26 protein-coding genes are annotated in these 26,048 nt (G+C 49.0%); 16 read left to right on the top strand and 10 right to left on the bottom strand.

Translation table 11 applies throughout. From position 1 onward, the window contains the following. Complete coding sequence (locus ACJJIW_RS17400; protein ID WP_444935887.1) at nt 1-2,433, bottom strand: ATP-dependent DNA helicase; 2,433 nt, start codon at nt 2,431-2,433, stop codon at nt 1-3. A 2-nt stretch (nt 2,434-2,435) separates the two neighbouring features. Then, complete coding sequence (locus ACJJIW_RS17395) at nt 2,436-4,097, bottom strand: VRR-NUC domain-containing protein (protein WP_444935886.1); 1,662 nt, start codon at nt 4,095-4,097, stop codon at nt 2,436-2,438. A 268-nt stretch (nt 4,098-4,365) separates the two neighbouring features. On the opposite strand from ACJJIW_RS17395, the gene ACJJIW_RS17390 reads away from it, so the two are divergent. Continuing rightward, on the top strand, nt 4,366-5,511 hold the full coding sequence (locus ACJJIW_RS17390) for a hypothetical protein (RefSeq protein WP_444935885.1): 1,146 nt from the start codon (nt 4,366-4,368) through the stop codon (nt 5,509-5,511). Nucleotides 5,512-5,548: 37 nt separating this feature from the next. Here ACJJIW_RS17390 and ACJJIW_RS17385 read toward each other — a convergent pair whose 3' ends face one another. After that, on the bottom strand, nt 5,549-5,980 hold the full coding sequence (locus ACJJIW_RS17385) for a hypothetical protein (RefSeq protein ID WP_444893899.1): 432 nt from the start codon (nt 5,978-5,980) through the stop codon (nt 5,549-5,551). A 422-nt stretch (nt 5,981-6,402) separates the two neighbouring features. On the opposite strand from ACJJIW_RS17385, the gene ACJJIW_RS17380 reads away from it, so the two are divergent. The 13 genes from ACJJIW_RS17380 to ACJJIW_RS17320 all read left to right on the top strand — a co-directional run bounded on the left by ACJJIW_RS17380 (nt 6,403) and on the right by ACJJIW_RS17320 (nt 17,680). Then, complete coding sequence (locus ACJJIW_RS17380) at nt 6,403-6,834, top strand: hypothetical protein (RefSeq protein WP_282932823.1); 432 nt, start codon at nt 6,403-6,405, stop codon at nt 6,832-6,834. A 161-nt stretch (nt 6,835-6,995) separates the two neighbouring features. Then, nucleotides 6,996-8,117, top strand: coding sequence for a 4Fe-4S dicluster domain-containing protein (locus tag ACJJIW_RS17375; RefSeq protein WP_444935884.1), 1,122 nt, complete (start codon nt 6,996-6,998; stop codon nt 8,115-8,117). Continuing rightward, entirely contained in the window at nt 8,114-8,602 is a 489-nt protein-coding gene (locus ACJJIW_RS17370; RefSeq protein WP_282932825.1) for a cyclic nucleotide-binding domain-containing protein, read from the top strand. The genes ACJJIW_RS17375 and ACJJIW_RS17370 overlap by 4 nt, the downstream gene beginning before the upstream one ends. Then, nucleotides 8,592-9,401, top strand: coding sequence for an FAD/NAD(P)-binding protein (locus ACJJIW_RS17365; RefSeq protein ID WP_282932826.1), 810 nt, complete (start codon nt 8,592-8,594; stop codon nt 9,399-9,401). The genes ACJJIW_RS17370 and ACJJIW_RS17365 overlap by 11 nt, the downstream gene beginning before the upstream one ends. Next, nucleotides 9,377-10,195 carry an NADH-quinone oxidoreductase subunit B family protein gene (locus ACJJIW_RS17360; RefSeq protein WP_282932827.1) on the top strand — a complete coding sequence of 273 codons (819 nt, stop codon included), beginning with the start codon at nt 9,377-9,379 and terminating at the stop codon, nt 10,193-10,195. Before ACJJIW_RS17365 ends, ACJJIW_RS17360 begins: the two co-directional genes overlap by 25 nt. Before the next feature lie 44 nt (nt 10,196-10,239). After that, nucleotides 10,240-11,559: a Ni/Fe hydrogenase subunit alpha gene (locus tag ACJJIW_RS17355; RefSeq protein WP_444935883.1), complete on the top strand. Its 1,320-nt coding sequence runs from the start codon at nt 10,240-10,242 to the stop codon at nt 11,557-11,559. A gap of 16 nt (nt 11,560-11,575) precedes the next feature. After that, nucleotides 11,576-12,061 carry a hydrogenase maturation protease gene (locus tag ACJJIW_RS17350; RefSeq protein WP_444935882.1) on the top strand — a complete coding sequence of 162 codons (486 nt, stop codon included), beginning with the start codon at nt 11,576-11,578 and terminating at the stop codon, nt 12,059-12,061. Next, on the top strand, nt 12,024-12,296 hold the full coding sequence (locus ACJJIW_RS17345) for a hydrogenase/urease maturation nickel metallochaperone HypA (RefSeq protein ID WP_444935881.1): 273 nt from the start codon (nt 12,024-12,026) through the stop codon (nt 12,294-12,296). Before ACJJIW_RS17350 ends, ACJJIW_RS17345 begins: the two co-directional genes overlap by 38 nt. Further along, nucleotides 12,286-14,601 (top strand): carbamoyltransferase HypF, encoded by a 2,316-nt coding sequence (gene hypF, locus ACJJIW_RS17340; protein ID WP_444935880.1) that lies wholly within the window; start codon nt 12,286-12,288, stop codon nt 14,599-14,601. The genes ACJJIW_RS17345 and hypF overlap by 11 nt, the downstream gene beginning before the upstream one ends. Further along, the gene (locus ACJJIW_RS17335; protein ID WP_282932832.1) at nt 14,601-14,825 is read left to right on the top strand and encodes a HypC/HybG/HupF family hydrogenase formation chaperone; all 225 of its coding nucleotides are present in this window, start codon (nt 14,601-14,603) and stop codon (nt 14,823-14,825) included. Before hypF ends, ACJJIW_RS17335 begins: the two co-directional genes overlap by 1 nt. 11 nt (nt 14,826-14,836) lie before the next feature. Further along, entirely contained in the window at nt 14,837-15,964 is a 1,128-nt protein-coding gene (gene hypD / locus ACJJIW_RS17330; protein WP_444935879.1) for a hydrogenase formation protein HypD, read from the top strand. After that, on the top strand, nt 15,930-16,967 hold the full coding sequence (hypE, locus tag ACJJIW_RS17325) for a hydrogenase expression/formation protein HypE (protein ID WP_444935878.1): 1,038 nt from the start codon (nt 15,930-15,932) through the stop codon (nt 16,965-16,967). Before hypD ends, hypE begins: the two co-directional genes overlap by 35 nt. A gap of 86 nt (nt 16,968-17,053) precedes the next feature. After that, nucleotides 17,054-17,680, top strand: coding sequence for a LysE family translocator (locus tag ACJJIW_RS17320; protein WP_444935877.1), 627 nt, complete (start codon nt 17,054-17,056; stop codon nt 17,678-17,680). 369 nt (nt 17,681-18,049) lie between these two features. Here the strand turns inward: ACJJIW_RS17320 and ACJJIW_RS17315 are convergent, their stop codons facing one another. Beyond that, on the bottom strand, nt 18,050-18,424 hold the full coding sequence (locus tag ACJJIW_RS17315; protein ID WP_444935876.1) for a hypothetical protein: 375 nt from the start codon (nt 18,422-18,424) through the stop codon (nt 18,050-18,052). Between the two features lie 396 nt (nt 18,425-18,820). On the opposite strand from ACJJIW_RS17315, the gene ACJJIW_RS17310 reads away from it, so the two are divergent. Together ACJJIW_RS17310 and ACJJIW_RS17305 are read left to right on the top strand one after the other, a co-directional pair. After that, nucleotides 18,821-19,138, top strand: coding sequence for a hypothetical protein (locus ACJJIW_RS17310; RefSeq protein WP_413661967.1), 318 nt, complete (start codon nt 18,821-18,823; stop codon nt 19,136-19,138). Between the two features lie 300 nt (nt 19,139-19,438). Further along, entirely contained in the window at nt 19,439-21,022 is a 1,584-nt protein-coding gene (locus ACJJIW_RS17305) for a PepSY-associated TM helix domain-containing protein (RefSeq protein ID WP_444935875.1), read from the top strand. Between the two features lie 253 nt (nt 21,023-21,275). On the opposite strand, the gene ACJJIW_RS17300 is transcribed toward ACJJIW_RS17305, so the two are convergent. The 6 genes from ACJJIW_RS17300 to ACJJIW_RS17275 form a co-directional block, all read right to left on the bottom strand. Beyond that, nucleotides 21,276-21,845, bottom strand: a complete 570-nt coding sequence (locus tag ACJJIW_RS17300; RefSeq protein WP_444935874.1) for a carboxymuconolactone decarboxylase family protein — start codon at nt 21,843-21,845, stop codon at nt 21,276-21,278. Nucleotides 21,846-21,957: 112 nt separating this feature from the next. Next, a complete protein-coding gene (locus ACJJIW_RS17295; protein ID WP_444935873.1) occupies nt 21,958-22,902 on the bottom strand; it encodes an SMP-30/gluconolactonase/LRE family protein in 945 nt (314 codons plus the stop codon). A 129-nt stretch (nt 22,903-23,031) separates the two neighbouring features. Further along, nucleotides 23,032-23,733 carry a cytochrome c biogenesis CcdA family protein gene (locus ACJJIW_RS17290; RefSeq protein ID WP_444935872.1) on the bottom strand — a complete coding sequence of 234 codons (702 nt, stop codon included), beginning with the start codon at nt 23,731-23,733 and terminating at the stop codon, nt 23,032-23,034. Continuing rightward, nucleotides 23,726-24,136, bottom strand: a complete 411-nt coding sequence (locus ACJJIW_RS17285; protein ID WP_444935871.1) for a thioredoxin family protein — start codon at nt 24,134-24,136, stop codon at nt 23,726-23,728. The genes ACJJIW_RS17290 and ACJJIW_RS17285 overlap by 8 nt, the downstream gene beginning before the upstream one ends. Before the next feature lie 284 nt (nt 24,137-24,420). Next, nucleotides 24,421-24,909: a hypothetical protein gene (locus ACJJIW_RS17280; protein ID WP_444935870.1), complete on the bottom strand. Its 489-nt coding sequence runs from the start codon at nt 24,907-24,909 to the stop codon at nt 24,421-24,423. A 367-nt stretch (nt 24,910-25,276) separates the two neighbouring features. Next, a complete protein-coding gene (locus ACJJIW_RS17275) occupies nt 25,277-25,645 on the bottom strand; it encodes a putative quinol monooxygenase (protein WP_444908268.1) in 369 nt (122 codons plus the stop codon). Nucleotides 25,646-26,048: the final 403 nt, after the last annotated feature.

Raw genomic sequence — 26,048 nt, 5'->3', positions numbered from 1 at the left:
TTAGCTCAAGCTCCAGAACTGCTCCAAGTTGCTCGTTAACTGATCGGTGTTGCGACAAATCGCCGCTTGCCAGTGCTCTGGAAAAAGCTGCCAATAAAAAGGTTCCGAAAAGCGGCTATCTACCAAAATGATCGCACCTTTATCAGACTCGGAACGTATAACCCGACCGGCGGTTTGCAGTACGCGAGTCATCCCTGGATAGCGGTAGGCAATGTCAAATCCATGGATGCCAGTGGTTTCTGCAGCATCGCGCTGTAGTTCCCGCTCAACATTAACTTGCGGAAGCCCAGTACCGACGATAATAGTGCCAACCAGCTTCTCCCCAACATAGTCAATGCCTTCACCAAAGATACCCCCCATAATGGCAAACCCAAGGCTCTTGTTACCTTCGTTGAATCCAGACAAAAACTCAGCGCGCTCTGTCTCTCCCTGTCCCGGCAGCTGTTGTAACAAGCACACTTCCGGGAATCTCGCCTTAAAACTCTCAGCAACTTGCTCCAGGTAACGATAAGAGGGAAAAAATACCAGGTAATTTCCTGCTCGGCTGTAAAAGGTACGGGAAATAATGTCGACGAGGTTCTCTATTGAGCGGTCGCGGGCTTGGTAACGCGTATCTATATATGGGCACAGGAAGACGCCCTGTTGCTGCGGCTGAAAAGGCGAGGGCAGTCTTAAGTAGGGCGACTCATGCTCTACACCCAGTTGACTATATATATAGCTGGCTGGGCGCAAAGTCGCAGAGAAGAGTATAGCGGCTTGGTTTTGCTGATAGGATCGCTGTAAAAACTGTGCAGCATTTAAACAAAGTAGCTTAATTTCCTGCTCCTGCCAGGGAGCATCCCGGTCAATCACCCGTGTGACGACTTTATGCTGATTGGAAAGCTCCTGCTCAATAACGGCGTAACGATAGACAGACCTTAACCACTCCGCTATTTCTTCCGGGGGCGACTGAGAGCTTTCTGTAAGTTGGCTGACCGTGGAGAGCACTTTTTGCACTGCTCGGGAAACCGATTCTGGATGCTCTGCTTCACCTGTTGCTGCAGTGACCCAAACTTCACCCCCTTCAAAAGTACTGCGGCTTTGAGCTACACCAACTTCTCGCAATCGCTTGATCCAATTTTCAATTGCCCGAACCAGAGACTGGATACTTCTCTGCAATGTCGGAGAGTGCCCTTTGCAAGCATTAGCTGCGCGGCGACTATCACGGCGGGATAACTTTGCACTGTACATTTCCTGGGCGCGGTCGATCAAATTGTGAGCTTCATCGATTAACAGTGCGCGGCGATTGCGCTGGTCCTGAAAACTGGTCAGGCGTACCAAAGGGTCAAATACATAATTGAAATCACATACCACCAAGTCTACCCAAGGCAATATCTGAAGGGAGAGTTCAAAGGGGCAGATTTGCTGCTGATCCGCCACATCAGCAATCTCTTTGGGAGTTAACTGGGGCCGGCCGAGCAGGGCATCCATTGCAACTGGAAGTCGATCATAAAACCCTCTTGTTCTCGGACAGATGCCGTCATCATCACGAGTACAAAGCCCCAGGTTACAGGCACAGGTTTTTTCCCTTGCTTGAATTTCAAGCAAAGATAGTTGCAAGCCACTCGCCTGAAGTGCCTCAATAGTTTCCCGCACCATTTGTCGACCGGAATTCTTTGCTGTCAGGTAAATCAGCTGATCCAGCTTTTCCTCGCCAATTGCCTTTATGGCTGGGAATAGGGTGCTGATTGTCTTACCGGTTCCCGTGGGAGCTTCAGCCACCAGCTCACCACCGTCCCGGAAACACCGATAGGCTTCCACTGCCAATTGGCGCTGGCCGGGGCGGTATTGTAAGAAAGGAAAAGCGAGCTGTTTCGCCGTACCAATAAGCTGTTGCCGATGTTCCTGCCAAGCCCTGTGCCAACACAAATATTTTGTGAGAGCCTCAAGAGTGAAGGCCTCTAACTCACTAAAGCGGTACTCTATGCATTCTGGATAGGCCTTGCGCTCCTTGAGGTTATACCAGACAACTTGCAGGGCAACTGTATCTGTACCACCTGTAGCGCCTTCATTTACCAAGTGGCAATAGCCGTAAATTTTTAGCTGGGCCCAATGCAATTTCTTGGCGGCTTCGGGCAACTTCGATGGGGGTAAATAAGTGGTCTTAATTTCATCCAGTTGAGCCGGTTTATGCAAATCACTTTTCGGATGGAAGATATCGACCCGGCCGCTCAAAGTAACCTGCTGTTCCATCCATTCTATTTGAGTCTTGAGCTTGTATTCTGCCTCAGCGTCTTTGGGCCGCTGCTTTTGTAGCTTCTGATGGGCTCGAATCCCTTCCTGGGCAGAGGGCCCTGAAGTTGGCTCCCGAAGCAAATCTCCGCTGCGGCAGGAAAAAGCGACCAGCTCTCCTACAGAAAGATTCAAAGTCTCAGCCGGCTCTAAGCTATCCAAAGCTAGTGCCACTCCACATGAATTACGCGATGAGGGATCGCCTCTTCAGCAAAAAACGCCAGCCAGCGCTCTTGGTTTTTTTGTAAGCGATCCCCAGGACCTTTAACTTCCACGAGTTCATAGTGACCGGAGGGAGTAAAGCAAATGAGGTCAGGCAGCCCATTTCTATTTTGTGTGATATCGCTGAGCATGCGAGTGAAAATTGAACGCCAATGACTTGGGGGGATTCTATCCAGCGCCTTCTCAAGTAGTTCTGTAGACAAAGCCTCCCAAGTAACCAAAGGGTTGGCAATACCTTGTTTCTCAGCAAAGGTAGCGAGGACACGGGACTTCAAGGACTCATGCTCTATTTCAGCCAATCGCTGGGTGAATAGCGCTTGTCGGGAATAGTAAAAATCCGCAGTGCGGAAATCAGCTGGGGCTACCTGAAAGGGATTGAAAAAAGCACCAGGCACAGGTGCAAATAGTATGTCCCAAATATAGAGGCCCAACACACCGGTGAATAGGGTGTTCTCTACATAAAAACACTCACCACCGCTAGAACCTTCAAGGTGCTCTGCCACCAGTAGCTCAACACAGCTTTCCCCCTGCGCCAAACTTATCACTTCAGTGGGGGCTTGGATTTTATGAGGTGCCTGCCAGTTGTTGAGGCCTCCACTTCGTTTGGCTGTGCGGTAACCAAAGCTAAGAGCAAACTCTCTTTCTGCTTGGTCCATAGGGGAGGCTATTATTTCCTCGCATATTTCCAATGCTAGAGTGTCGTACCCTTGCTTTACGGCAATTCGTGCGCGGCGCTCACGGGAGGGAGGGGTTTTACAAAGTTGATATAGTGCATCGGCCTGCTCAAAAGCATTGAGCCGCTCAAGCTGCCGTGCCAACTTAAGACGTATTCTATCCAGCCGACGAGCCAGGGTTGAGTCACCATCGATACCTTCTGGCAGTTTAGCAGATAAGGCTATTATGGCTTCTGCATCTTCCAGTAATGGCTCTTCTAACAACTCCAGGCACTGGTAGTAAAGCAGATGCTGATCAATTTGTGCGCGACTTTGAAAGGGGAGATTTTTCTTGTCCAGCGGATAAGCTTCATACCGATAAAGCCCAAGATCCCGTAATACATAATCAGTAAGGTCCTGATTCAAGTTGCCAAAGTAACACAGTTTGAAAGTCTGGAAATATTCGGCCCCCTGGACGGCTAGTACCCTGTGCTGAGAAAGCAACTTCACAAACCAGCCACTCGAACTGGAGTCTTCAAGCAGTAGTTGCTCGAGGGAAGGCCGGCTGAGAGACTTGGATATACCCGAGGGTCCTGCCGCAAGCAATTCAGCTTTGGTAAATAGTGGTAGATATTCCTGTACCGTTAACTCTGGGCTGTAGCAAAGTAATCCGGAACCATCCAAAACAGCGGCAGCCCTTTCAATGCTCTCTATCTCAGAGTAACTGAGTTTCTCCAGGCGGAAAAGCGATCCTCCAGAGGAGGGCACACCTTTACGGGACAACAAACGCACATAAAGTCGCTGGCTACAAATATCCAACCCTTGGAAAGTCTTGAAAAAATCTTGCTCAGAACTGGTGAGAATCCAGGAATAGTGTTGGTTAACAAAGTCAATTAACGCTTTAAAGTTGTCTAGGTAGTAGCCAGTTGGCAATTCTATCGGTTGGGTCATGGTACAAGCGCTAGTTTTTCGATCTATCTATCGTCGATACCGCACACCAGTTCCTCATGACGTGATATGCAAATAATGAGGCAGAGATTACTTTGGGGCTGTATGGTTATACAGCAAGTCGGCCCGGTGAACAAACAGCAACCTAAGCTTTTTTCTTAGTTATTCAGTCATTTTTTCCTATGGCGGCTCCCTAAATACTCATCCAGGCTTGCAGTCGAGGCTTATAAGCGGTCGCCCGATAAGATTTAACCAATAAGGGATTACCTCTATGAAAGTGACCACTTTTGTGGCTGCAATCGCGCTATTTGCCGCCAGCATATCCCCTCTAGCTGATAATAATGTCACCCTGGTATTCCAAGAAGGTACTGGAAATAATGCAACTTCTGATCAGTCAGATGGCACTGTGGATAACAACTTGATTGTTCAGACCCAACTCGGAGATTTCAATGACTCGGATGCATCCCAAACTACGGGGACTTCCGAAAGTACTATCGAATTGGTACAGACGGGAAATTTGAATCAAGCCTCAGCGGTACAGCAAGACGGAACCCAGTTAACTTCAGCTCTCCTGAACCAAAATGGCAACGAAAATACAGCAACCTTGCTACAGAATGATGCTCAATTCAGCTCCTTCACCGGCACTCAGACTGGAGACTTAAACGACATCCAAATCCGACAACAGGTGGATGTTACTTCCAGTACACTCATTGCGTCCCAGCAGGGCATGTCGAACACAGTAGTTCTAGATCAGCGCCTCGGAGTAGACAGCAGCACGGCAACCTACAGCCAGGCCGGTGATTCTAACTTTGCCAACCTAGACCAGGATAGAGGTGTAACCTTTACTTTTGCTATGGCCAGCCAAACGGGTTCTTCCAATTTCATAGATATCGAGCAGGATGAGGTAGCCACCAGCAGTACAGCAATAGTTACACAAATCGGCAATTCGAATACTGGACGAGTAGAACAGGAAACCGATATGTCTGCTGCAACAGGCGTCATTACTCAAATTGGAAATAGCAACTTTACGTTGATGGATCAGGAAAATATCACTTCTAGCGTGGGCGAGGTTACCCAGTCGGGAACATCTAATAACGTAAATCTTGATCAAGGCAACGAAAATATCGTTGCGATAGAGGTTGTTTCCTGTATTACCCAAGTCAACCAAGACGGCTCTGCGAACACGGCAGAAATAGATCAAGGGCAAGACGGGGCTTTGTTCTCAAGCTCATTAGTATTGAGTCAGTTTGGTGATTCTAACTCTTCCCAAATCAATCAACATAGCGGTACTAGTAGCAGTATCCTGGTGACGCAAAATGGTGTCTCCAATATTCAAACAACCTTTCAGATTGGCAGCGGTGAAGTCGCGCTAACTACGCAAACTGGCACAGGTAATGTCGGTAATACCTTCCAATAACATACTAAAAAGGCGGTAAGTAAGTGGACTACTGATATTAGCTAAAATATCTCATTACTTTTTGATATTTGTAAACGATATACCAAGTAAAAAATATGACTGAAAGCCAAATCATAATAATGATTTGGTTTCTCAGTACCGACATATTGAAATCCCCTATAATAGAAAAAAATTCAAATACGTCGGTGGAAATTAAAATGGGTAAATAGAAACGCCATACATTTGAGGGAGCAATTCTTTTCGAAAAGGCCAGGCCAAACAGGGCAACAAAAAATACAACATATACCAATAGACTAAAAATCATCCACCAAATGGGGAGTTCCCACTCTTCAGCAGTGAAACCAAGATATTGGGAGTAGATTTCCAGAGGTGCAAGAATAAAAAAAAGTATCTTCCAACCCACACTAGGCTTGTAGTGCGGAATAGAGTCTGTAAGAGGGCTATCTGGTGCTTGATACATATTCTGCATCTCGAACTTCCTTATTATTCACCACTAATCCGGGTAGGTATCAATTACCAATCCGAAAGTTACTTCTCGCCATTCCCTGAGCTAAATTGAAGTGCTCATTATTTACCAGCTAGGTTCTGTGACTATCAAAATTTGAACAGCGAGGATATTGTCTGCAGCTTTAAAGTCAATACTTGGCACAAGTGTTTGTCGATAATGTGAGGCATCTCATCGCATAAATGTGACAATACAACCTGCTTCCTTACAGTGTTAACAAGGTAAAACTGAGATGTCAATCTATATAAGTTGCAGGGAAAACGGCAAAGAAAATTAGGTACCCCAATAGCAACCAAAAAGAATTGCTTAGCTGAGTACTAACTCATAGGATTGAGATGATCAGAAGCTTCTACGCTCTCAACGGCGACTCAAGATAAAGGCTAAGTGTGCAGAACCCCTACCAAGCTCCAGAAAGTGATCTCGATAGCACTCGTATCACCTATAGTCCCAGTGTAGGCTGGAAAATTGCTTTTTTTATCCTGCTTCCATTGGAGCTATATTCCCAATATACAGTCTTTACTGATGGCTCCACAGGCATTCCCTTTTGGTGGCTGGTAGTCAGCCTGACTGTATCCTCCCTTTTCTACGTAGTGTTGTTTGGGCTGGCGTTTGGCAAGAGAATAGGCTTCGAGCAACTCTGGATCTTCTTTATTCCAGTAATTGTGCTTATCGATATCTTCGAGTTTTCTTTACTCGCTATCAATCTAAACAAGCTTGGGGCAGATGTAGTACTTGTGATGGCGACCAGTGCGCCAGTTATTCTGCTTAGATGGTACGTAGTGTATAAATATCAGAAGGTTATGAAGTACTTTGGTTAGAGGGCAACACTTTCCCTTGATAAAGCCCAAAATAGTAGATATGTCTCTAAACTTTCTTCTTAGCAATTTGGCACTTTTGTCTTAGTGCAATGCGCCGGTACAGACCTAAAAATCAGTAGATCACCAACTACTGCTCTTTCGGAGCCAACTCTTGGCTATTCGTGGAAATTCTTAAACTGGCAGCGAATGACCTGGATTGTTTGATTCAGGCAATTCGCAGTGAAGGATACCAGCTCTTTGGCCCGATACTGCATAACGGGTCTATAACCTATGGTGAGATTGAAACTCCCACAGATCTTCCCCAAGGATGGACGGATCAGCAAGAGGCGGGGCAATACCGGGTGGAGCACCGCAATGACAAGGCTTATTTTGGCTACGCCGTTGGCCCCCATTCCTGGAAGCAGTTTCTTCAGCTGCCCCAGCGCCAGCTCTGGAGTGCTAGCCGCTCTGGAGAGGATGTTCAGATTCTGGAAATTGAAGAGCCTCCGGTCAAGTTGGCGTTTCTCGGTGTTCGCAGTTGCGAGCTACACGCCATCGCTATCCAGGATCGTATCCTCGCACAGGGGGATTACGCCAACAGCAGCTATAAGGCACGTCGAGCGCAGCTGTTCACTATCGCTGTAGAGTGCACAACGGCAGCAAATACCTGCTTCTGTACCTCAATGAACACGGGTCCGCAGGTGCGACTGCCCAGTGATCTGGTAATCACCGAAGTTCTGACCTCCGATGCCCACTTCTTCCTCATATGCAGCGGAAGCCCTCAAGGCAACAGAGTGTTAAAGCAACTACCCACTGTTGATGCCTCAGAAACGGAGAAACAAGAGGGGCAAGCTGCCGTTCAGCAAGCCGAAAATCAAGTGAGTAACGGTAGCCGCAGCTTTGACAGCTCTGACCTGAAGACACTGCTTTATCGCAATTATGACAACCCAAACTGGGATAAAGTCGCCGAGCGCTGCCTCTCCTGCGCCAATTGCACTATGGCTTGCCCCACGTGCTTCTGCTCAACTGTTGAGGACACAACAGATTTAACCGGAAATGAAGCACAGCGCTGGGAGCGTTGGGATTCCTGCTTTACGGCTGAGTTGAGCTATTTGTCTGGCGGCCCAGTTAGGGCGGATACCCGCAGCCGCTATCGACAGTGGATGACTCACAAACTGGCCACTTGGTATGACCAATTTGATAGCTCTGGCTGTGTCGGTTGTGGACGTTGTATTACCTGGTGTCCAGTAGGCATCGATATCACGGAAGAGATACAGAATATTCGCGCCCAGGAACAAAAATGAAAGTTGTCACCACCTTACTCAAGGAGCACCCTTTCTTTACCGGGCTGGCAGACAAGGACCTGGCATTCCTCTCCGGGTGTACAAGCAATAGTCACTATAAAGAAGGCGAATACCTTGCCAGGGAAAACACTCCAGCTAACCATTTCTTCTTAATTCGATCTGGGCGTGTCGCCGTAGAAACCTTTGTCCCCAACTATGGGCCCCTTTGCCTGATGACACTGCACGGTGGTGATATATTCGGCTGGTCCTGGCTTTATCCTCCCTACTTGAGTGCCTTCGATGCCCGAGCCCTGACCTCAGTTCGCAGCCTTAAACTCGGCGGGCAGTGCCTCCGAGATAAGTGCGAAAAAGAACCGAGACTCGGTTTCGAATTGATGAAACGGTTTACCAAAGTTGCTACAGAACGACTGCAAGCAGCACGAATACAGTTGTTGGACCTTTACGGGCCACATCCGTCACAGGGAATCCCTCGCTGTGATCCCTGAATTATGGCGTGTTACCCATCGGCGCGAAGAGTTTCCTGGCACTGTCACTCTATCCCTGACGCGAGTTGCTGGGACCCCATCACCCATTCAGCCCGGGCAATTCAATATGCTTTATGCCTTTGGTGCCGGGGAGGCTGCTATCTCCTTAAGTGGCCCCAGTACGCCATCCGCTGACCCACTTACCCATACGATTAAAGGCCAGGGACTTGCAACCCAAGCGCTTTGCAAACTGGAAGTTGGTGCGCAACTGGGTATCCGGGGACCATTCGGGCAGGGGTGGCCAACTCACTTGGCGGAAAATCGCCCCGTAGTGATCATCGCCGGCGGACTCGGGCTAGCGCCTTTGCGGCCCCTGATCTACAGCTTTCTTAAGGGGCACTTGCCGGCCAGGAGTCTACAAGTTTTCTATGGGGCTCGTCGCCCCGAAGAAATGCTTTACCAGCCAGAGCTTGGTCACTGGCGCAGCTCATTTGAACTGGTGACATCTGTGGACCACGCCAGCACAGACTGGAATGGGCATATTGGTGTGATTACCGACCCTCTGCGAGTCACTCATTTGGAGTGCAATGATGCTTTAGTGTTTGTGTGTGGACCCGAGATCATGATGCGCTTTTGCATACAGGTTCTTCTCCATAAAGGTGTGGCTGAATCCAATATCTATCTATCCATGGAGCGCAACATGAAGTGTGCCATTGGAATCTGTGGCCACTGCCAGTGGGGACCTAATTTTGTTTGTAAAGATGGCCCTGTCTTTTGCTACCGGGATATTCGCTCATGGTTTCAAATCAACAGCCTATAGCGAGTAGTAATCCTCCCCCCAAGCTTGCCGTCTGGAAGTTCACCTCCTGTGATGGCTGCCAACTGAGCCTACTGGATTGTGAGGATGAGCTTCTTTCTTTGGCAGCCCAGGTAGATATCGCCTATTTCCTGGAGGCTTCCAGTGAGGTGAAAGAGGGCCCTTTTGATATCTCTCTCGTCGAAGGCTCCATTACCACGCCAGCAGATGAAGAGAGAATCCTAGAGGTCAGACGTCAGTCCCGCTTTCTAATCAGTATTGGCGCCTGTGCAACAGCTGGAGGGATTCAGGCACTTCGCAACTTTGCCGATGTGCAGGAGTTCACCGATGTGGTCTATGCCCACCCGGAATATATCGCCACTCTCAAGGAATCCACACCAATATCAGGGAGGGTAGCAGTGGACTTTGAGTTGCAGGGGTGTCCTATCAACAAGCATCAATTGCTTGAAGTAATCAGTGCATTCCTGCACCGGCGAGCCCCCCAGGTTGCCAATCACTCGGTGTGTATTGACTGTAAATTGCGCGGCAATGTTTGCATCTGGGTTGCCCATGGCACCCCCTGTATGGGGCCTGTTACACACGCGGGATGTGGCGCTATTTGCCCCAGTTACAACCGCGGTTGCTACGCTTGCTACGGTCCCAAGGAAAATCCCAACACCGAATCACTTTGCCATTGGTGGGATGAAAAACTAAATGTAGAAAATACTTTAATTGTTGAAAACCTTAGGAATTTCAATCCACTAGCACCTTCTTTTAAAGTGCAAAGTGAAGATAGGCAAGAAGATGGGGAGCGTTAATCCCCCCCAAACATTGGTGATAAATCTGCCTCCAGGTGAGCTTTATGGCGGATCGCAGCAAAACGATTAAGGTAGATTATCTCGCTCGGGTCGAAGGGGAGGGAGCCCTCCATATCGACTACGACGATAGCGGCGTACAAAATGTACAGCTCAAGATTTTTGAGCCCCCAAGGTTCTTCGAAGCCCTTCTCAGAGGGCGCGATTACTTGGAAGCCCCAGATATCACCGCGCGCATATGTGGGATCTGCCCGGTGGCCTACCAAATGAGTGCTGTGCATGCCATGGAGAATGCCCTGAACCTAAAGCCCGACGGCGCTTTGCGTATGCTTCGTCGATTGCTTTACTGCGGTGAATGGATCGAGAGCCATATGCTGCATATCAGCATGCTCCATGCACCAGATTTCCTCGGCTATCCCAATGCAGTCGCAATGGCTAAGGATCATCCAGAGATTGTTAAGAACGCGCTGGAGATTAAAAAGGCGGGCAATGCCCTGGTTCGCCTTATTGGTGGCAGGGAAGTACACCCGATTAATGTGAGGGTAGGGGGTTTCTACAAGGTTCCGGAAGCCCGAGAACTCACAACCTTGGTAGCTCAGCTGGAAATGGCCCGGGATCTCACCGAGCAACTGGTGCGCTGGTCCGCAGCTTTGCCTTTCCCCAGCTACGAATGGCGAAGGGATAATCACTACGAATTTGTCGCTCTAACGCACCCGTCAGAATACCCAATGAACGAGGGCAGGATCACCTCCAGTGCGGGACTCAATATTAGCGCCCAAGACTATGAGAACCACTTTGAAGAAGAGCACGTCGCTCACAGCACCGCGCTGCACTGTACTTTACGGGAACGGGGCGCCTATCTGGTGGGCCCTATCGCACGATACAACCTTAATCGCGACAAGCTGTCACCTCGAGCATTGCAATTGGCTGAGGAGATCAACTTTACCGCCCCCTGTTTAAATCCCTTCCAAAGCATCCTCGTTAGGAGCCTGGAGGTACTACATGCCTTTGAGGAAGCTCTGCATATTATTGATAGATACCAACCCCCAGCCGAGCCTCATTTAAAGACCGAGCCGAGAACCGCAAGCGGCTGTGCAGCCACAGAAGCACCCCGTGGGCTTCTGTATCATCGCTATGACATTGATGAGAAAGGCAAGATTACGACGGCAAAAATTGTCGCTCCCACCTCACAAAACCAGAAGACCATCGAAGATGACCTCCGCTTGATGTTGCCGAGCTTTATACACTTTCCTGAGGATAAATTACGGGGGTTATGTGAACGGGCGATAAGGAATTACGACCCCTGCATTTCCTGCTCCACTCACTTCCTACAGCTACATTTGAATTATGGGCAAGCGCAAAGTTAGCAATCCATGGTTACTGGTGAGCCTGGGGAACCCCCTGCGCGGTGATGATGGAGTAGGGCCACATATCATCGCTCGACTTCGCCAAAAACTTGGAGGGGTGGTGGAATACCTCGAAAGCGGTGGCGATATTTTACATTTGCTCTCGCAATGGAAAGGTCGATGGGTTTGCCTTGTAGACGCCATGGTAAGCGATCAGCACCCTATCGGGGAAGTCGTCGCCATTGATGGTCTAGGCAACGCATTTGCTCCATCGATGTGCAATACATCAAGCCATGGATTTGGACTGACCGAAGCGCTGATCATGGGAAAACATATTGATTCGCTGCCGGCACATCTGGATGTTTTTGCGATCAACTCAGAAAGTCTGGCAAAAGGACAGGGCTTATCACCCAAAGTGGCCAGTGCAGCCCATCGAGCAGAGCAAATGATTATCGCGCACCTAACGCTATACAGCGGAGACCACTATGCACGAACAGAATCTCATCAAAAACCTGATCGATAAAATCCAGGAACTGGCCTCTGATGAACCCGGCAGGCCGATCGGCGTTCGCTTGCGCTTGGGTGCCCTGGCGCATATGTCTGCAGCGCATCTGAGGGAGCATTTTGACAGGGAGATACTCGGGACTTCTCTCGAGGGGATTAAGCTGGAAATTGATGAGCTTAAGGATATTAATCACAAGGAAGCCCAGGATGTAATCCTGGAGAGCTTAAAGTTTGAGGAGATTGATGGCCACTGAACGCCGCCGGATTGAAATCGCCGGATTGGTGCAGGGAGTAGGATTCCGGCCCTTTGTCTATCGCTTGGCCGATAGCTTTCAATTAAAAGGTTGGGTGGCCAACTACAGCGGCGGCTTGAGAATTGAAGTCCAAGGCAAAAGCCGGGAAATCGAAAAGTTTATCGATAAGTTATCTTCAGAGAAGCCGCCCTACAGTCGCATCACTCACATTGAATCCTACCCGGTGGCCCTGCAGGCGGAATACGGCTTTCGAATCTTACCCAGTGTCCGTGATGCCAGTAGTTCAACCATCGTTTTACCAGACCTGGCTCCCTGTGATGATTGCCTCAGGGAATTGTCAGATCCTAACAATCGCCGCTACGACTACCCGTTTATCAGCTGTACTCTTTGCGGCCCCCGCTACAGCATCATTTACAAACTGCCCTACGATCGTGTCAACACCTCCATGCACCACTTCCCCCTGTGCGGAAAGTGCTCGGGGGAGTACCGGGACCCCCTCAATCGGCGCTTTCATGCGGAACCCAATGCCTGCCCACAGTGCGGCCCTCAATTGCTTTTCTGTAATACTGCCGGCGTTACAATTGCGAAGATGAGTCGGGCACTATCCAAAGCCCTTGATGCCCTTGCCCAGGGGAAAATTATTGCCCTTAAAGGGGTAGGCGGCTTTCAACTGTTAGCCGACGCCTCCAATGGTAAGGCGCTCGCCAACTTGCGCCAGCGCAAACAACGTCCGCATAAGCCGTTCGCGCTTCTATATGACGAGCTGAAAAGTGTCTGCCAGGATTGCTGCGTCTCGGAGCAAGAGGCGCAGCTACTATCAACCCGAGAAAGACCGATTGTTCTATTGGAAGCGAAGGATGACAGTCACTCTAGGATACATCCGCTGGTCGCTCCAAATCTTGCCGACTTGGGGGTGATGCTGCCTGCATCACCTTTACATTACTTGCTCGCGCAAAAGTATCGAGCCCCTCTTGTCGCTACTAGCGGTAATCTCGCAGAAGAGCCTATTTGTACAGAAAATGATGAGGCGTTTGAGCGCTTGGGTAAAATCGCTGACTACTTCCTGGTTCACAATCGCCGAATTTTGCGCCCGCTGGATGACTCTGTACTCAGGGTGGTCAATAACCGTCCGCTGATGTTGCGTCGAGCCCGGGGCTACGCGCCACTTCCCATCACCTTGCCTGTACCAGGCACAAAGGGCGAAGGTGAACGAGAGAGCTTCCTGGCCCTGGGGGCGGACCTGAAAAACACAGTTGCACTGTCTCACGCCGGGTGGGCATATCCCAGCCAGCATATTGGCGACTTAGGTAGTGCCAATACCCTGAAGCACTTCAACCAAACTATTGGCGATCTCACCAAACTACAGCAGTGCCGCCCGAAAAAATTAATCCACGACCTCCATCCAGGCTATACCTCTCACCGCTGGGCTATGAAGCAAAGAGCTGTGCGTATTGGCGTTCAGCACCATATTGCCCATCTATTCTCCTGCATGGCAGAACACGCTCACTCGGGACCTGCACTGGGAATCTGCTGGGATGGAACTGGTTACGACCGCAGTGGCATTGTTCGCGGTGGAGAATTCTTTCACTGGAATGGACGGTCTCCAGTCAAACACATCGCCAGCTTTCGCACATTCCCACTGCCGGGCGGTGAAAAGGCCGTACGCGAGCCCAGGCGCTCTGCGGCCGGACTTTTGTATGAAATCTCCGGGTTTGTCGCCCTGGAGAATCGACAATTAAAGCGCTGTTTCACCCGTGGCGAGCGTCAAAACCTGGTCACCATGTTAAAAGGTGAGATTAACAGTCCACCGTGTAGCTCTGTCGGCCGCCTTTTCGATGCGGTATCCGCACTCCTGGGACTGACTACGCATACCAGCTTTGAAGGGCAGGCAGCCATGGCTCTAGAACAGTGTGCCCGTGGCGTCAGCTCTAAAGAAAGCTACCCCTTTAGCCTTGTTCAAAAAGGGAACCTACTGGAATTGGACTGGACACCCTGTATTAGTGCTTTGATCTACGATGAAAACCGATCACTGCCACAAAGGGCCGCTGCATTTCACAACACACTCGCGCAGATGGCGCTGGCAGTAGCAACGCAACAAGGTGAAAAGAATATCTTTCTGTCCGGCGGTGTTTTCCAGAATAAGCGGCTTACCGAAACCGTCACTGCGCTTCTGGAAAGTCAGGGCTTTTCCGTTCACAGCCACAGCGAGGTCCCCCCAAATGATGGCGGAATATCGCTGGGCCAGATCCACTACGCCCAATGTATGGATGCTGCTGGGCAATCATTGGGAGAGGAGAGTTCCTAGTGTGCCTGGGAGTTCCCGGAAGAATCGAATTAATAGAGCAACAATCAGCCATGGAGCGCACTGGAAAAATCTCCTTCGGCGGTATCAGTAAAGCTGTAAATTTATCATTGGTACCCGAGGCTGAAGTAGGAGACTACGTGATCGTTCATGCTGGAGTCGCGATCAGCAAGTTGAGAGAAGAAGAAGCAAATAAGGTTTTCGAGTACCTCAAAACATTGGGTTGAGTCAGCCTGTAATGAAATACCTCAAGGAATATCGCAACGGCGAGAACATCAAGCTGATTGCGGCAGAGATTCAGAAAGTCACCACTCGCCCATGGACTCTAATGGAGATCTGTGGAGGGCAAACCCATGCCATCGCGAAATACAACTTGCTGCAATTACTGCCCGAGGAGATTCAATTGGTACACGGGCCCGGTTGCCCGGTTTGTGTTACTCCTCAGGAAATTATCGACAGAGCTATTGCGATTGCTGCAGTGCCCAATGTTATCTTCTGCTCCTTTGGCGATATGTTGCGAGTCCCCGGTTCAGATCGAGATTTACTAGAAGTCAAAGCTGCCGGAGGCGATGTCCGTATTGTCTACTCGCCGCTGCAAGCGCTCAATATGGCAGAGCAGAACCCTACCAAGCAGGTCGTATTCTTTGCGGTGGGTTTTGAAACGACTGCTACCGCCAATGCCCTGGCGCTGTCCCTCGCCAAGCAAAAGCAAATCGACAACTTTTACGCATTGATATCCCAGTTTTTGGTTACACCGGCAATTCAATCGATATGTGCCCGTGAAGACTGCCGGATTCAAGGTTTCCTTGCTGCGGGTCACGTCTGTGCAATAACCGGATATCGTCAATACCGCCGTTTGGTGAAAAAACACCAGATTCCAATAGTGATTACAGGATTTGAACCCCTGGATATTCTTGAAGGCGTACTCCGGTGTGTCCGTCAATTAGAGAGTGGTCGCTGTGAAGTAGAAAACCAATATCAGCGCGCGGTTACTAAAACAGGTAATACCGTTGCCCAAGACTTGATTAAAGAGGTTTTTAAAGTAGCAACACAGCAGTGGCGCGGCATAGGTGAGATTCCCGCTAGCGGTCTGGTACTGAGCGACGATTACTCAGGATTCAATGCAGAACAAACATTCAATCTGCCAGCATTGAGCATTTCTGAAAACAGGGGCTGTATCAGTGGGGATATTATGCTGGGGCTAAAAAAGCCCGGGGACTGTCCTCACTTCGCTAAGACCTGCCAACCCCAGCAACCGCTGGGGGCGCCAATGGTTTCCACTGAAGGCGCTTGCGCGGCCTACTATCGATACCAGAACCAGGTGGAATCGAATGAATCTGCAGTGTCCAATTCCACCAACCGCTGACGAGGTCGTACGCCTCGGCCATGGCAGCGGTGGGGAGATGACCCAACGCTTGATCGATCAATATATTCAACCTGTCTTCTCTAACCCCTGGCTATCCCAGGCCCATGACAGTGCAACACTTCCATGGAAACCGGATCAGCTCGTATTTACCACCGACTCCTTTGTAATCTCACCGCTTTTCTTTCCCGGAGGAAACATCGGTGAGCTCGCCGTTTATGGCACCGTCAACGATTTGGCCATGGCAGGCGCGGAACCCAAGTTTCTAAGCTGCGGCTTGATTCTCGAAGAGGGGTTGTCCATGGAAACTCTCCAACGGGTTCTGATCTCGATGGCTGAGGCTGCCCGGAGCTCAGGAATTACCTTAGTCACCGGCGATACCAAAGTGGTAGAGAAAGGGAAGGGGGATGGGCTCTATATCAATACCAGTGGCATCGGTACCCTGATAAGAGAACAACCCATTGATCCCAACCGCATTTGCCAGGGTGATTCTATTATTCTATCCGGCGATATTGGCCGCCACGGAATGGCGGTAATGGCCTGCCGCGAAGGACTCGAGTTTGAAAGTGATCTCCTCAGCGATTGTGCGCCACTGAATGGTGTAGTTGCACAAATGATCAATGCCGAAATTGAAGTTCATTGTCTGCGAGATCTCACACGAGGTGGGCTAGCCACCGCATTGGTGGAGCTAGCGGAAAACTGCGGGCGGACCTTCGCCTTGGAGGAGAGCAAGATACCTGTTTGTGATGCCGTGCAGGGCGCTTGTGAGTTACTGGGGCTAGACCCACTCTATGTAGCGAATGAGGGGCGTTTTGTGGCTTTTGTCCCCGAAGCCGATGTTAAGTTGGCACTTTCCATTCTTCGAAAAGCAACTGTAGATAGCAGCTTTGCGGCTATTGGTACTGTTGGGGGAGGAAATAGCTCCCAGGTTATTTTAAAAAACAATTTGGGATGTGATCGGCTATTGCGGCGTTTACCAGGGGAGCAGTTGCCAAGGATTTGCTAGCCAGAAGCCTCAAAAGCACAATTTACGTACAGTTTTTGAGCATATAGAATCAATGCATAAAAGCTCTAACTATCACTGAGTACCTCATGACAATCTCTACATCCTTAGCTCTGTTCATTTCAATGCTAGTTCTAGCACTGATACCTGGGCCGGGAGTATTAGCTGTTGTTTCCCGCTCAGTGACACTCGGCTTGCGCCAGGGATTAATTACAGTAATGGGAATTGTTGTTGGTGATTATTTCTTTATTTTGTTAGCTCTGCTTGGCTTAGCAACGCTAGCCGAAACCTTGGGGAGCTTATTCATCGTTATTAAATATGCTGGAGCAGCCTATCTTATCTGGCTGGGAGCGAATCTCTTTCTCTCAGCAAAGAAAAGACAAGTCAACCAAAACCAAATTGCAACAAGCCACTCCCATAGCAGCTTTTCAAGTTTTCTACTGGGCATAGTCACCACGCTGGGTAATCCGAAAGCTATTCTTTTCTACGTAAGCTTCTTTCCAGCCTTCCTCGATCTAACTCGCGTTGCTTCTTTGGACATTACAATTATATTTGCACTTGCAACGCTAGCTGTAGGCAGTGTGATGGCAGGTTATGCGTACCTTGCCTGCAAGGCACGGTCAACAATCAGTCAATCAGGAAAGACCCCGGCTCTAAAATACGGCTCTGGGGCTTTGCTTATAGCAAGTGGTGTTTTTATTGCGGCAAAAAGTTAGTGCCTCCACAAGGTGCAGAAGTAATAGATCTAAGGAGCCTCTGAGTAACTCCGTAATGCCTCTGCGGGTCTTGAAGGCTGCAGATGTTAGGCGCAGCTCGCCGCGAATGGCCGTAGCCCTTTGCAAGAGCTGCAACGCAGCAGCTGTGGCCTTCAAGACCCGCCCTTCGGGGCTTGCAGAGCGATTCACACTCCGCGTTGCGATTTCTTGAAAGGTCTAGACATACCTGCGAAGCCGCGCCTTGATTGTGAACCGCTCTGCATGCCAGAGGTATCACGGAGTTACTCAGAGGCTCCCTAATTACGGCTCTCTGTTAGTTAGTCTAAGGTGGACGACCGTTTTACTTAGCTCTAAAGCTACTCACTCATATCAGCCTGCTAATGCTACTTTTAGTGCCTTCCTGATTATTTTTGCATCATCCAGCGCTCGATGAACTGTGAATTTGTCAGAGTCCTCCAGCTTTTCGCGCTCATTAATGAATGTTCTTAGGTGATTATCAGAGCCACCTATTAGCTCCTGAATATCCCTGAGTTCAAACTCCTGATGAATACCAGTATCAGAAAAAAGGGCATTGCACCAAAAATTGTCCCAGTGCAGGGCATCGCAATAGACCATCTGACCTGAAAGAATCCTGTTTAGGCTATAAGCCACTGTAGTTGGATCTATACCCTCGGATTCCAGCTTTGATCGGGAAATGTTATGTATTGATTCAGCACCATCGGACCAATAAGACCAGTGTGGCACTGGTTTTATTAGCGCCTGGAATTCCACTGTTTAAGAGCAGAGGCCAACTTCTATAGGGTAACTCTGCTTGGATAAGCCACTGGCTTCGAAGTCAATAATCCACATGATAAGAACGATAAGATATGGAAGAAAGGTAAAAGAACTTAGCACTTCTTCCTTGCTACCTTCCAGTCTGTCTGCATTTTCAAGCCAATTGAACAAACATATGTCTTAAGATAGACTGCAACTGATAATGATTATTATTTATGGCTTAAATTTAAACCCGGTAGATCGCTAAATACAAAGCCTCCCAGTATTGAAGGCAATATTTGCAACTACGAAACTCCATTTCTGTAAAGAATAAGGCGATGTTCAAGAAATCCGCGACCTCTAAGCAAAGAAGGCTGGAAAACTTCAATGTCTAACCTGGTGGCTTTCCTACTTACTTATTTGGCTGTACTACTTATTTTTGTAACCAGACATAAAGATCTACAGCTCAGTAGTTTTAAGCGCTTACAAAGAATTGCCTGGTGGGTGCTTCCGGTGAGTTCAATTCCTTATGGATTCCTATATGGTTGGGAGGTAGGGATACCCATCTGGCTTTGTGTCGCGATGTTCTGTGCTTTATTACAAGCACTGCTCGCCCCAATCAAACCTAATTGGCTGCTTCGCCATTTTCCGCTGTCAGTAGTGGGCTTGTTGGTATTAGAGCAGGCTCTTCTGACTATCGGATAACTCTATGGCTGCTTCAATAAAAATCAGTTGGCAACAGGTCGCCCTGACCATTGTGCTGAGCATTATCTTGATGTTTTCCAGCACGGTGATGTTGTCGATTTACTGGCCGTCCGCCGAGCCAACAGAACGGATGGCAGCGGGATCTATGTTATCGACACTTTTATGGGTCGGGTATATGAGTATGGGGTTACTCGCCGCCTCAACTTGGCGCGCAGCGGCATACCTATTGTCCCTGTTGCTGGTCATGCTCGGACTAAGCGCTCTTTTTTTTTTTTATAATTTTCGGTCTAGCCAACTTAAATGCAACAGCGTAGCAATATCCTTTTTTACGAAATTCACTCCTGGATTGGGGTGTTATTTTCTATTCTGCTATTCGTAATTTCCTTTTCCGGCGTGGTCGCACTATTTGGCCACGAGCTGACCCAATGGGAACGCCCCGAGTATCGTATTGCCTTCGATACTGAAGCGCCTTTGGATGTAGATCAACTGGTCGCTCCGGTGCTCGCCGAGGCAAATATCGGTGAGGACAGCTTTTTTATGATCTCAATGCCAGACTACTACCACCCTATGCTGGAAGTGCTCTGGACTGATGCTGAAAGCGAGGAAACCGAGGTACGCCATATAAACCCCAATACCGGTGAAGTGCTGCCGCCCAGCGGCTCTGATTTCGCTGAGCTATTGACGTATATGCACACTGATCTACTGTTTCCCAGGCCTTTTGGACGCTACCTGGTTGGACTGATGGGCTTGGTGATGCTGCTCTCCATATTAAGTGGCATCATCATTCACAAGAAAATCTTTAAAGAGATGTTTAAATTCCGTTTGGATCGCAGCAGGCGGCTCAAATGGACAGACCTGCACAAAGTATTAGGGGTCTGGCCGCTACCATTTCATATAGTGATTGCTTTTACCGGCGCAATACTTGGCTTGAATGGCATTATGATCCAGGTTGCTGCATTTTCTGCTTTTGAAGGTAATGTGGAAGCAGCAGTCGCCTCGGTAGTGGGGGAACATCCTGAGATAACTGGCGAGCCTTTGCTGTCCAATAGCTATAACCAAATGCTGCTGCGCTACCAGGACCAAGTGCCTAATGCGAAACCCAAAGCCATTTATGTGGAGGCCTACGGGGATCGCAATCAGGTTGTCCAAGTCTCGGGCCAAACAAACGAGGCGCTGGCGCGCTTTGTAGATGTCAAATACCGCAGTGAAGATGGCGAAGTAGTTAACATCAATAACCCAGTGCAGGATTCAGGTCCGTTTATGCGGGTATATTTTTCTCTGACTCCGCTTCACTACGCACTCTATGGTGGCTTCCTGATAAAAGCCCTGTACTTTGTGTTGGGATTGGCATTGTGTTTGATGATGGTAACGGGCACCGTTATCTGGCAGGTTCGCAAGGCACAGAGGCAAAAGCTCCCCTCTGGTGATATTAATACCCGAGGTTCCGGCTGGTTCCTCAGTTTGCTCACGGTAGGGGTTTGTGCCGGTTTGGTTGTCGCCACCGCGGCCACTTTCTATGCCAATAAGCTGTTACCTCCCGGTAGTGGTGGCGATCAGCGCTTTCACTGGATTGAAATGGTGTATCTATCTGTATGGGGAGTGGCCATAGCCTGGGCGATGTTGAGCCGCCAGATAAAACCTGCGTTAGCAGATCTCTCACTTTGTGCAGGCTTGCTGCTGTGCGGCATCCCGCTGCTGAATGCGCTGGTAACTGGAAATGGTCTGCTGGTCCCCTGGAAGTCCGTCACTTTGCCAGTAGTCTTCACTGACCTGGGCGCCCTGGTAATGGGTGTCATTTGCCTCTATTCGAGCAGATATATCTATAGACAGGTATCCCAGTTAAAGCAGCCTGCAGATATACCCCAAGCTGTTGCCGCCCAATAACGGGCTATTTCCTGCGAGATGGCGAATGCCATCTCGTAAACTTTATAGAATCAGTACAGCACTGGAATAGGGCGCTGCAACCTATCCCAACTACACACTTTACCTTCCACTCAATTACTCTCGAAGAGAGTGGTATTTACTTTCAAGCATTCAGAGGACGCTACTTTTTTTCACAACTTACATATAGGATGAGTGTGTCGTTGGGCTGGATAAATCCAGAACATTCTTGCCCCCTCCCGAACCGAGACGCTCCCTAACTCCCGTCGCCAGGTATGGAAATATCAAAACCATTTAAAATGGCAGAGACCTGATGATAGCCAGCCACGAGAAAGACCAGTTCGGCGGCACCCTCGTTACCGAAAGCACTCACGGCCATCTCCCAAGTAGCCTTTGGCAGGCGGCCTCCAGCTGCAAGTGATGCGGCGACATCATAAGCAGCGGTTTCCTCAAAAGTTAGGTCTATCGGACGCTGGCCCGCTGCGATAGTGGCAATTTTGCTCCTTGCCAACTCACTTTTCTCACCAATAACCGTATGGGAGTACAGCTCATAACCCGCTTTAAAATGAGCTGCGGTGATTAGAATCGCAACTTCCCGAGCGGTCTTAGGAAGCGTGGGTTTGTCTGCAATAGCCTTGATATTGTCCCACCAGGGCTTTCCAAACCTGGGATATTGCAGTGCTGGTGCCCAGGGCCCCAGTAAAGCGCCATCCTTGCGCTTCTTGATGAAACCTGTGAAATACCCCTTCATCTCATTACTCATATCTTCGTAAAGGGGTTTCTGTTCCTCGCTGAGTTCTTCTGGTGGGATGGCAGGGATACGCAACTGACACCTCTCTTGTCCAATTGGCGATTCAGATTTATCACACACAAAGATTCTAGCCCGACAGAACGCAAGATTCGGGATGCCTGTTTGAAGAGTTGCATTCAACAGCAGATTAACTGCCGAACTTTGGCTCAGGAAGCCCCTGAATTCCAAGCCCGTGAACGGCTAAGATACAGCCCGGTTGAGGATGTCGAGCCAGTTCCTCTTTAGTGAGGAATGACTGCTGAGATGTGACAAACAGTGTCTCATAATTATTACCGCCAAAAGCGATGCAGGTAGGGCTGCGAATCGGCAGATCGATCTCTCTATCAAGCCTTCCTTTGGGATCTACTCGCAAGATTTTGCCTCCAAGATTCAACGCAAACCAGTAAAACCCCTCCGAATCTACCGTTGCACCGTCGACAATTCCTGGTTGTCGGTCTTCTATGGAAAAGAAAGGGCGCCGGTTGCTAATCCGGCCGTCACTGATATCCAGATCGAATACGTAAACCATATGTCCAAAGGTATCCCCGAAATACATTCGCGTATCTTCAGGGTCAAAAGCAATGCCGTTGGCTACAACAAAGCGAAAATCCTTATCGGCCTTTCGGTAAGTTAAATCGGGCTCCAAACAATAGAGATAGGAAGATTTGTCTTTAAAACGCACATCCATACTACCGCACCAGAAACGTCCATAGCGGTCCACTTTGCCATCATTCAAACGACTGTGGGGCCTACCGGGTTCAGGATTAACGATTGTATCGACACGCCTGTTTTCCAAGTCGATCGCAAAGAAACCGGAGCATCCACCTCCGATCATTCCGCCTCCACGGCGGAAGCCAAAGGAGCCTATTTGTTCAGGCATCTCCCAGGTCTTGCGTTCGCCTGTTTCGATATTGAAACTTCTTATGGATGGAGGCCGGGCATCAGTGGGATCAGGTTCGGGGTTAACGTGATCAGCCCAATAAATAGACTTGTCTTCCGCTGACCAAATCGGTGTCTCACCCAATCCATCATTGCACTCCCATAGGCACTCGATTTCTACCACCGTAAATCCTCCAATATGAAAAGTGCGCATTCACGCCGATGAAGGGAGCGAGTACCTATTGAGTCGTAAGGCTAATTTTGTGATTCCAAGTTAAGAAGGCCGAATAAGAATACCCGGCCCATAAAAACCAATATGGCTTGGCTTGCCACTAAAAGACCATCAAAAACTGAAAGTCCACTCGGGAATCCAATTCAAAGCCCAGGCTTCCATTACCTTATCAAGCCCACTCAAGACCAGTACCCCGAGCAGTAATAGTATAAGACCTAGTACTGTTTTGCCTCCAATCGCGAAAGCCCCAACTGATGGTGACAGTCGAGTATAAATCTGCCTCGATAACCCCCCAGCCACTAAAAGTGCTGCACCGGTACCTAGTCCGAAAGCAAACATCACCATAAATGACTGCCCCAATTGCTGGCCCGTGGAAGCCAGTGCTATAGCGGCACCCAGGGTAGGGCCAACACATGGCAGCCAGATGATTCCGGTAAGGAAGCCAATACCAAACTGCCCAGCCCAAGCTCCATCACCGGTAATGCTCGCCCCTGCGGTGATTTTTGATAAGCGCAAGGTCAGCCAATCGGAAAGTGGTTTGATCAACAAGACTAGTGCAACCGCCACTAACATTATCGCGGCAATATAGCGGAAGAGTTCTGGGTCTAATCCTAAGGAGACCAATAGAAAGCTCAGCACAGTACCTGCCAATGCAAATGACAAGCTCAGCCCAATCGCCAACGCGTACGGCCCCCAACGCCCGGCGCTATTAGAAGCACCAACAACCATTGGCACCAACGGCCAAACGCAGGGGGAGAGAATACTGAGAGTGCCCGCGATCAAAGCCAGGGGGATGGCGCTAAGCTCAAGCATTGTCAGTGCAAGCCTTAACTGAATCGAAGATATTCTGCTGAATTACATCGGCACGAGTTTCGGCAACACTGAACCACACCTGTTGCTCCCCATTAAACAGTAGTAGCGTTGATTGCCGAGGAGCGCGGAAGTGCTTAACCCACTTTTTCTGGGAGTCGAAATCCACATTCAGGATCGTAAGGCCACACTGGGCATTGTCCCTCTGAAACTGCGCCAGAATCTCGCCCTGCTTTTTACAGGTTGGGCACCAATCTGCTCTCACATCGATCAAAGTGGGTCGTTTGGCGGCTTGTAACTCCTTGAATCGTTCTTCGGAAAATGGCTCTGATGCTAGAGCGAATGACATAGAAAAAGCTAATGTAGCGGCGATCAAGGTGCGAAGAGCTAAGCGGATAAATTTCATACGATCCATATCCTTAGTGGCAGGGTATAAGCCCCTATTTGAAGACAATCTGTTTAGATACCCATCTTGGTCGTACTGGAGTGCAAATTCTTACAGTAAGGCTACGAGGATTTGTTCGACTAGGAACTCCTAGGCCGACTCTCTGTGTATTCAGGAGCGAAGAAGGCTAGGCATCGAGATGGAGAAGGGTGATGGCCTCACTGTCATAAAGTAACAACCAGGTGAAGTTGGAGCCTCCAAAGAACTTATAAGATCTGTGGGAGTCCTACCTGTTATCGCACTAATCACAGAGTTTTTCGGAAAAGGATTTTGGCCAGGTCTATTGAGATATGGTCTACGAAGTAGATGGATTTTAATACGACGACACCTTCACTCTCCAACATCAAAACCACCCAAAATTGGCGCTTTGCAGTCTCAGTACTTATTGCTATTGGAACCCATATAGCACTGATAGTTGTTCCAGTATCAATCGCTCCAGGTCCAACTCCCAGGACCAACACGTCGCTAGAAGTCAAATTACTGGCCCCATTTACTCCTCTGCCTTCTACGTCTCCGCCAACTGCTGAAGAACCGAGCGTAGTATCAGAGCAGGATACCGCTTCGACAGATGCAGTAACCGTTACTAGCCCGCCAATACCTGATAGTTTGAATAAGGTGAGGCCAGCCAAAATAGAAGAGCCACCACCCAAATTGGAAGGAGCATTAGAGGCAAGGCCCCATTCCGAGGGTTTCCCAACTGCGCCAAGGTCAGGGCGACAACCGACTGTATTCAATCCCGCTCTTGAGAGAAAAATAGCCAGGGAACGCAACAAAGTCCGTCGATATCAGCCTACAGAAAACAGATACCAGACCTCGACAGGGACCTTTGTTCAAGTTGGAGACCGCTGTTTTGATGTTAAAGAGCTACCCGCTGTAAATACAGATAGTGACCTAAACCCATGGTTTGGTGCGAAGTGTCCAGATAATTCCAGATCACAAGCAGAAATCGATCGATTGGCTGAAAAATATGGGATTCCATGAAACTGCCGGAGTAACTTTTTCTAAATGAAAAGTTACCAAGCCTTCACCAGCTGTCTTGAAACATGTAGTTATCTGCTCAACTGGTGAAAGTCTTACACCTTTACTTTCTTCCCTTAAGGGTTAGTGAGCCTTACCGCCTGAACGTTCAAATCCAGCGTAAGGGTGGTACAGAATTGATTGCAGGCCTGAGTGACGCTCCCGAAGATCTTGTGGCATATCTCCCAGGTGGACTAAGCGAGTCGGTTCAGCAGCTGCTATCCAACGATCGGCAAAGTTGTCCCACGAGTCAATATGCTTATGAGCGGATTTGGAATCCTTGAAATGCTCATAGATAAGCACGTTTCCATCATCGGTTACGTAATACTGGTAGTTCAGGGTTCCACCTTCTTTCTTAGTTGCTGCGACCATCTCATTCACAACAGCTTTGAACTCCGCTTCATGTCCCTTTCTTATCTTTCCCTCGATAATCCAACCTACGTTGTTAAACATGCTTGCTACCTCACTACCGAAAGTATCGTTTAACCATATACACCGGAAGAGCTTAAAGTACTACCCACGGCGCTTAAGTGGTGTGTTGAATTGTAGATGGTTTTTGGGGAAGCACATTCAATCACAGGTTAAAGAAAATCTAATAAGCTAAAGCAGGCTACGGGGCTCTGGTCAGAACGTGACAGTCAACTAAGTAGCACTACAATATATCGAAAAAAATCAGCTTACCTGGTAACTGTGTATTGCCCATGGCTTATCCTGGATGACCTAAAGTTAATAGTATATTTATGACCGTGAACAAGTGAGTGGGCAGGGACTATTACAACTTGTTCAGGTTAAGAAAGATAATGGATAATCCCTTTGCTAATCTCATACAGAATATATTCTAGTTTCACTTGGCTCA

This window comes from Microbulbifer maximicatervae (SeqCode), from assembly GCF_052467815.1.
The sequence above is the reverse complement of the archived record's forward strand: the minus strand, read 5'-3'. Positions and strand labels throughout refer to the sequence as shown.

Coding starts and splice junctions, on each gene's coding strand:
- ACJJIW_RS17305 (WP_444935875.1), top strand. CDS start 19,439: ATGCAACAGCGTAGCAATATCCTTTTTTACGAAATTCACTCCTGGATT.
- ACJJIW_RS17370 (WP_282932825.1), top strand. CDS start 8,114: ATGAAAGTTGTCACCACCTTACTCAAGGAGCACCCTTTCTTTACCGGG.
- ACJJIW_RS17285 (WP_444935871.1), bottom strand. CDS start 24,136: ATGAAATTTATCCGCTTAGCTCTTCGCACCTTGATCGCCGCTACATTA.
- ACJJIW_RS17385 (WP_444893899.1), bottom strand. CDS start 5,980: ATGCAGAATATGTATCAAGCACCAGATAGCCCTCTTACAGACTCTATT.
- ACJJIW_RS17360 (WP_282932827.1), top strand. CDS start 9,377: ATGGTTTCAAATCAACAGCCTATAGCGAGTAGTAATCCTCCCCCCAAG.
- ACJJIW_RS17275 (WP_444908268.1), bottom strand. CDS start 25,645: ATGTTTAACAACGTAGGTTGGATTATCGAGGGAAAGATAAGAAAGGGA.
- ACJJIW_RS17395 (WP_444935886.1), bottom strand. CDS start 4,097: ATGACCCAACCGATAGAATTGCCAACTGGCTACTACCTAGACAACTTT.
- hypF (WP_444935880.1), top strand. CDS start 12,286: ATGGCCACTGAACGCCGCCGGATTGAAATCGCCGGATTGGTGCAGGGA.
- ACJJIW_RS17355 (WP_444935883.1), top strand. CDS start 10,240: ATGGCGGATCGCAGCAAAACGATTAAGGTAGATTATCTCGCTCGGGTC.
- ACJJIW_RS17295 (WP_444935873.1), bottom strand. CDS start 22,902: ATGCGCACTTTTCATATTGGAGGATTTACGGTGGTAGAAATCGAGTGC.
- ACJJIW_RS17390 (WP_444935885.1), top strand. CDS start 4,366: ATGAAAGTGACCACTTTTGTGGCTGCAATCGCGCTATTTGCCGCCAGC.
- ACJJIW_RS17345 (WP_444935881.1), top strand. CDS start 12,024: ATGCACGAACAGAATCTCATCAAAAACCTGATCGATAAAATCCAGGAA.
- hypE (WP_444935878.1), top strand. CDS start 15,930: ATGAATCTGCAGTGTCCAATTCCACCAACCGCTGACGAGGTCGTACGC.
- ACJJIW_RS17320 (WP_444935877.1), top strand. CDS start 17,054: ATGACAATCTCTACATCCTTAGCTCTGTTCATTTCAATGCTAGTTCTA.
- hypD (WP_444935879.1), top strand. CDS start 14,837: ATGAAATACCTCAAGGAATATCGCAACGGCGAGAACATCAAGCTGATT.
- ACJJIW_RS17290 (WP_444935872.1), bottom strand. CDS start 23,733: ATGCTTGAGCTTAGCGCCATCCCCCTGGCTTTGATCGCGGGCACTCTC.
- ACJJIW_RS17310 (WP_413661967.1), top strand. CDS start 18,821: ATGTCTAACCTGGTGGCTTTCCTACTTACTTATTTGGCTGTACTACTT.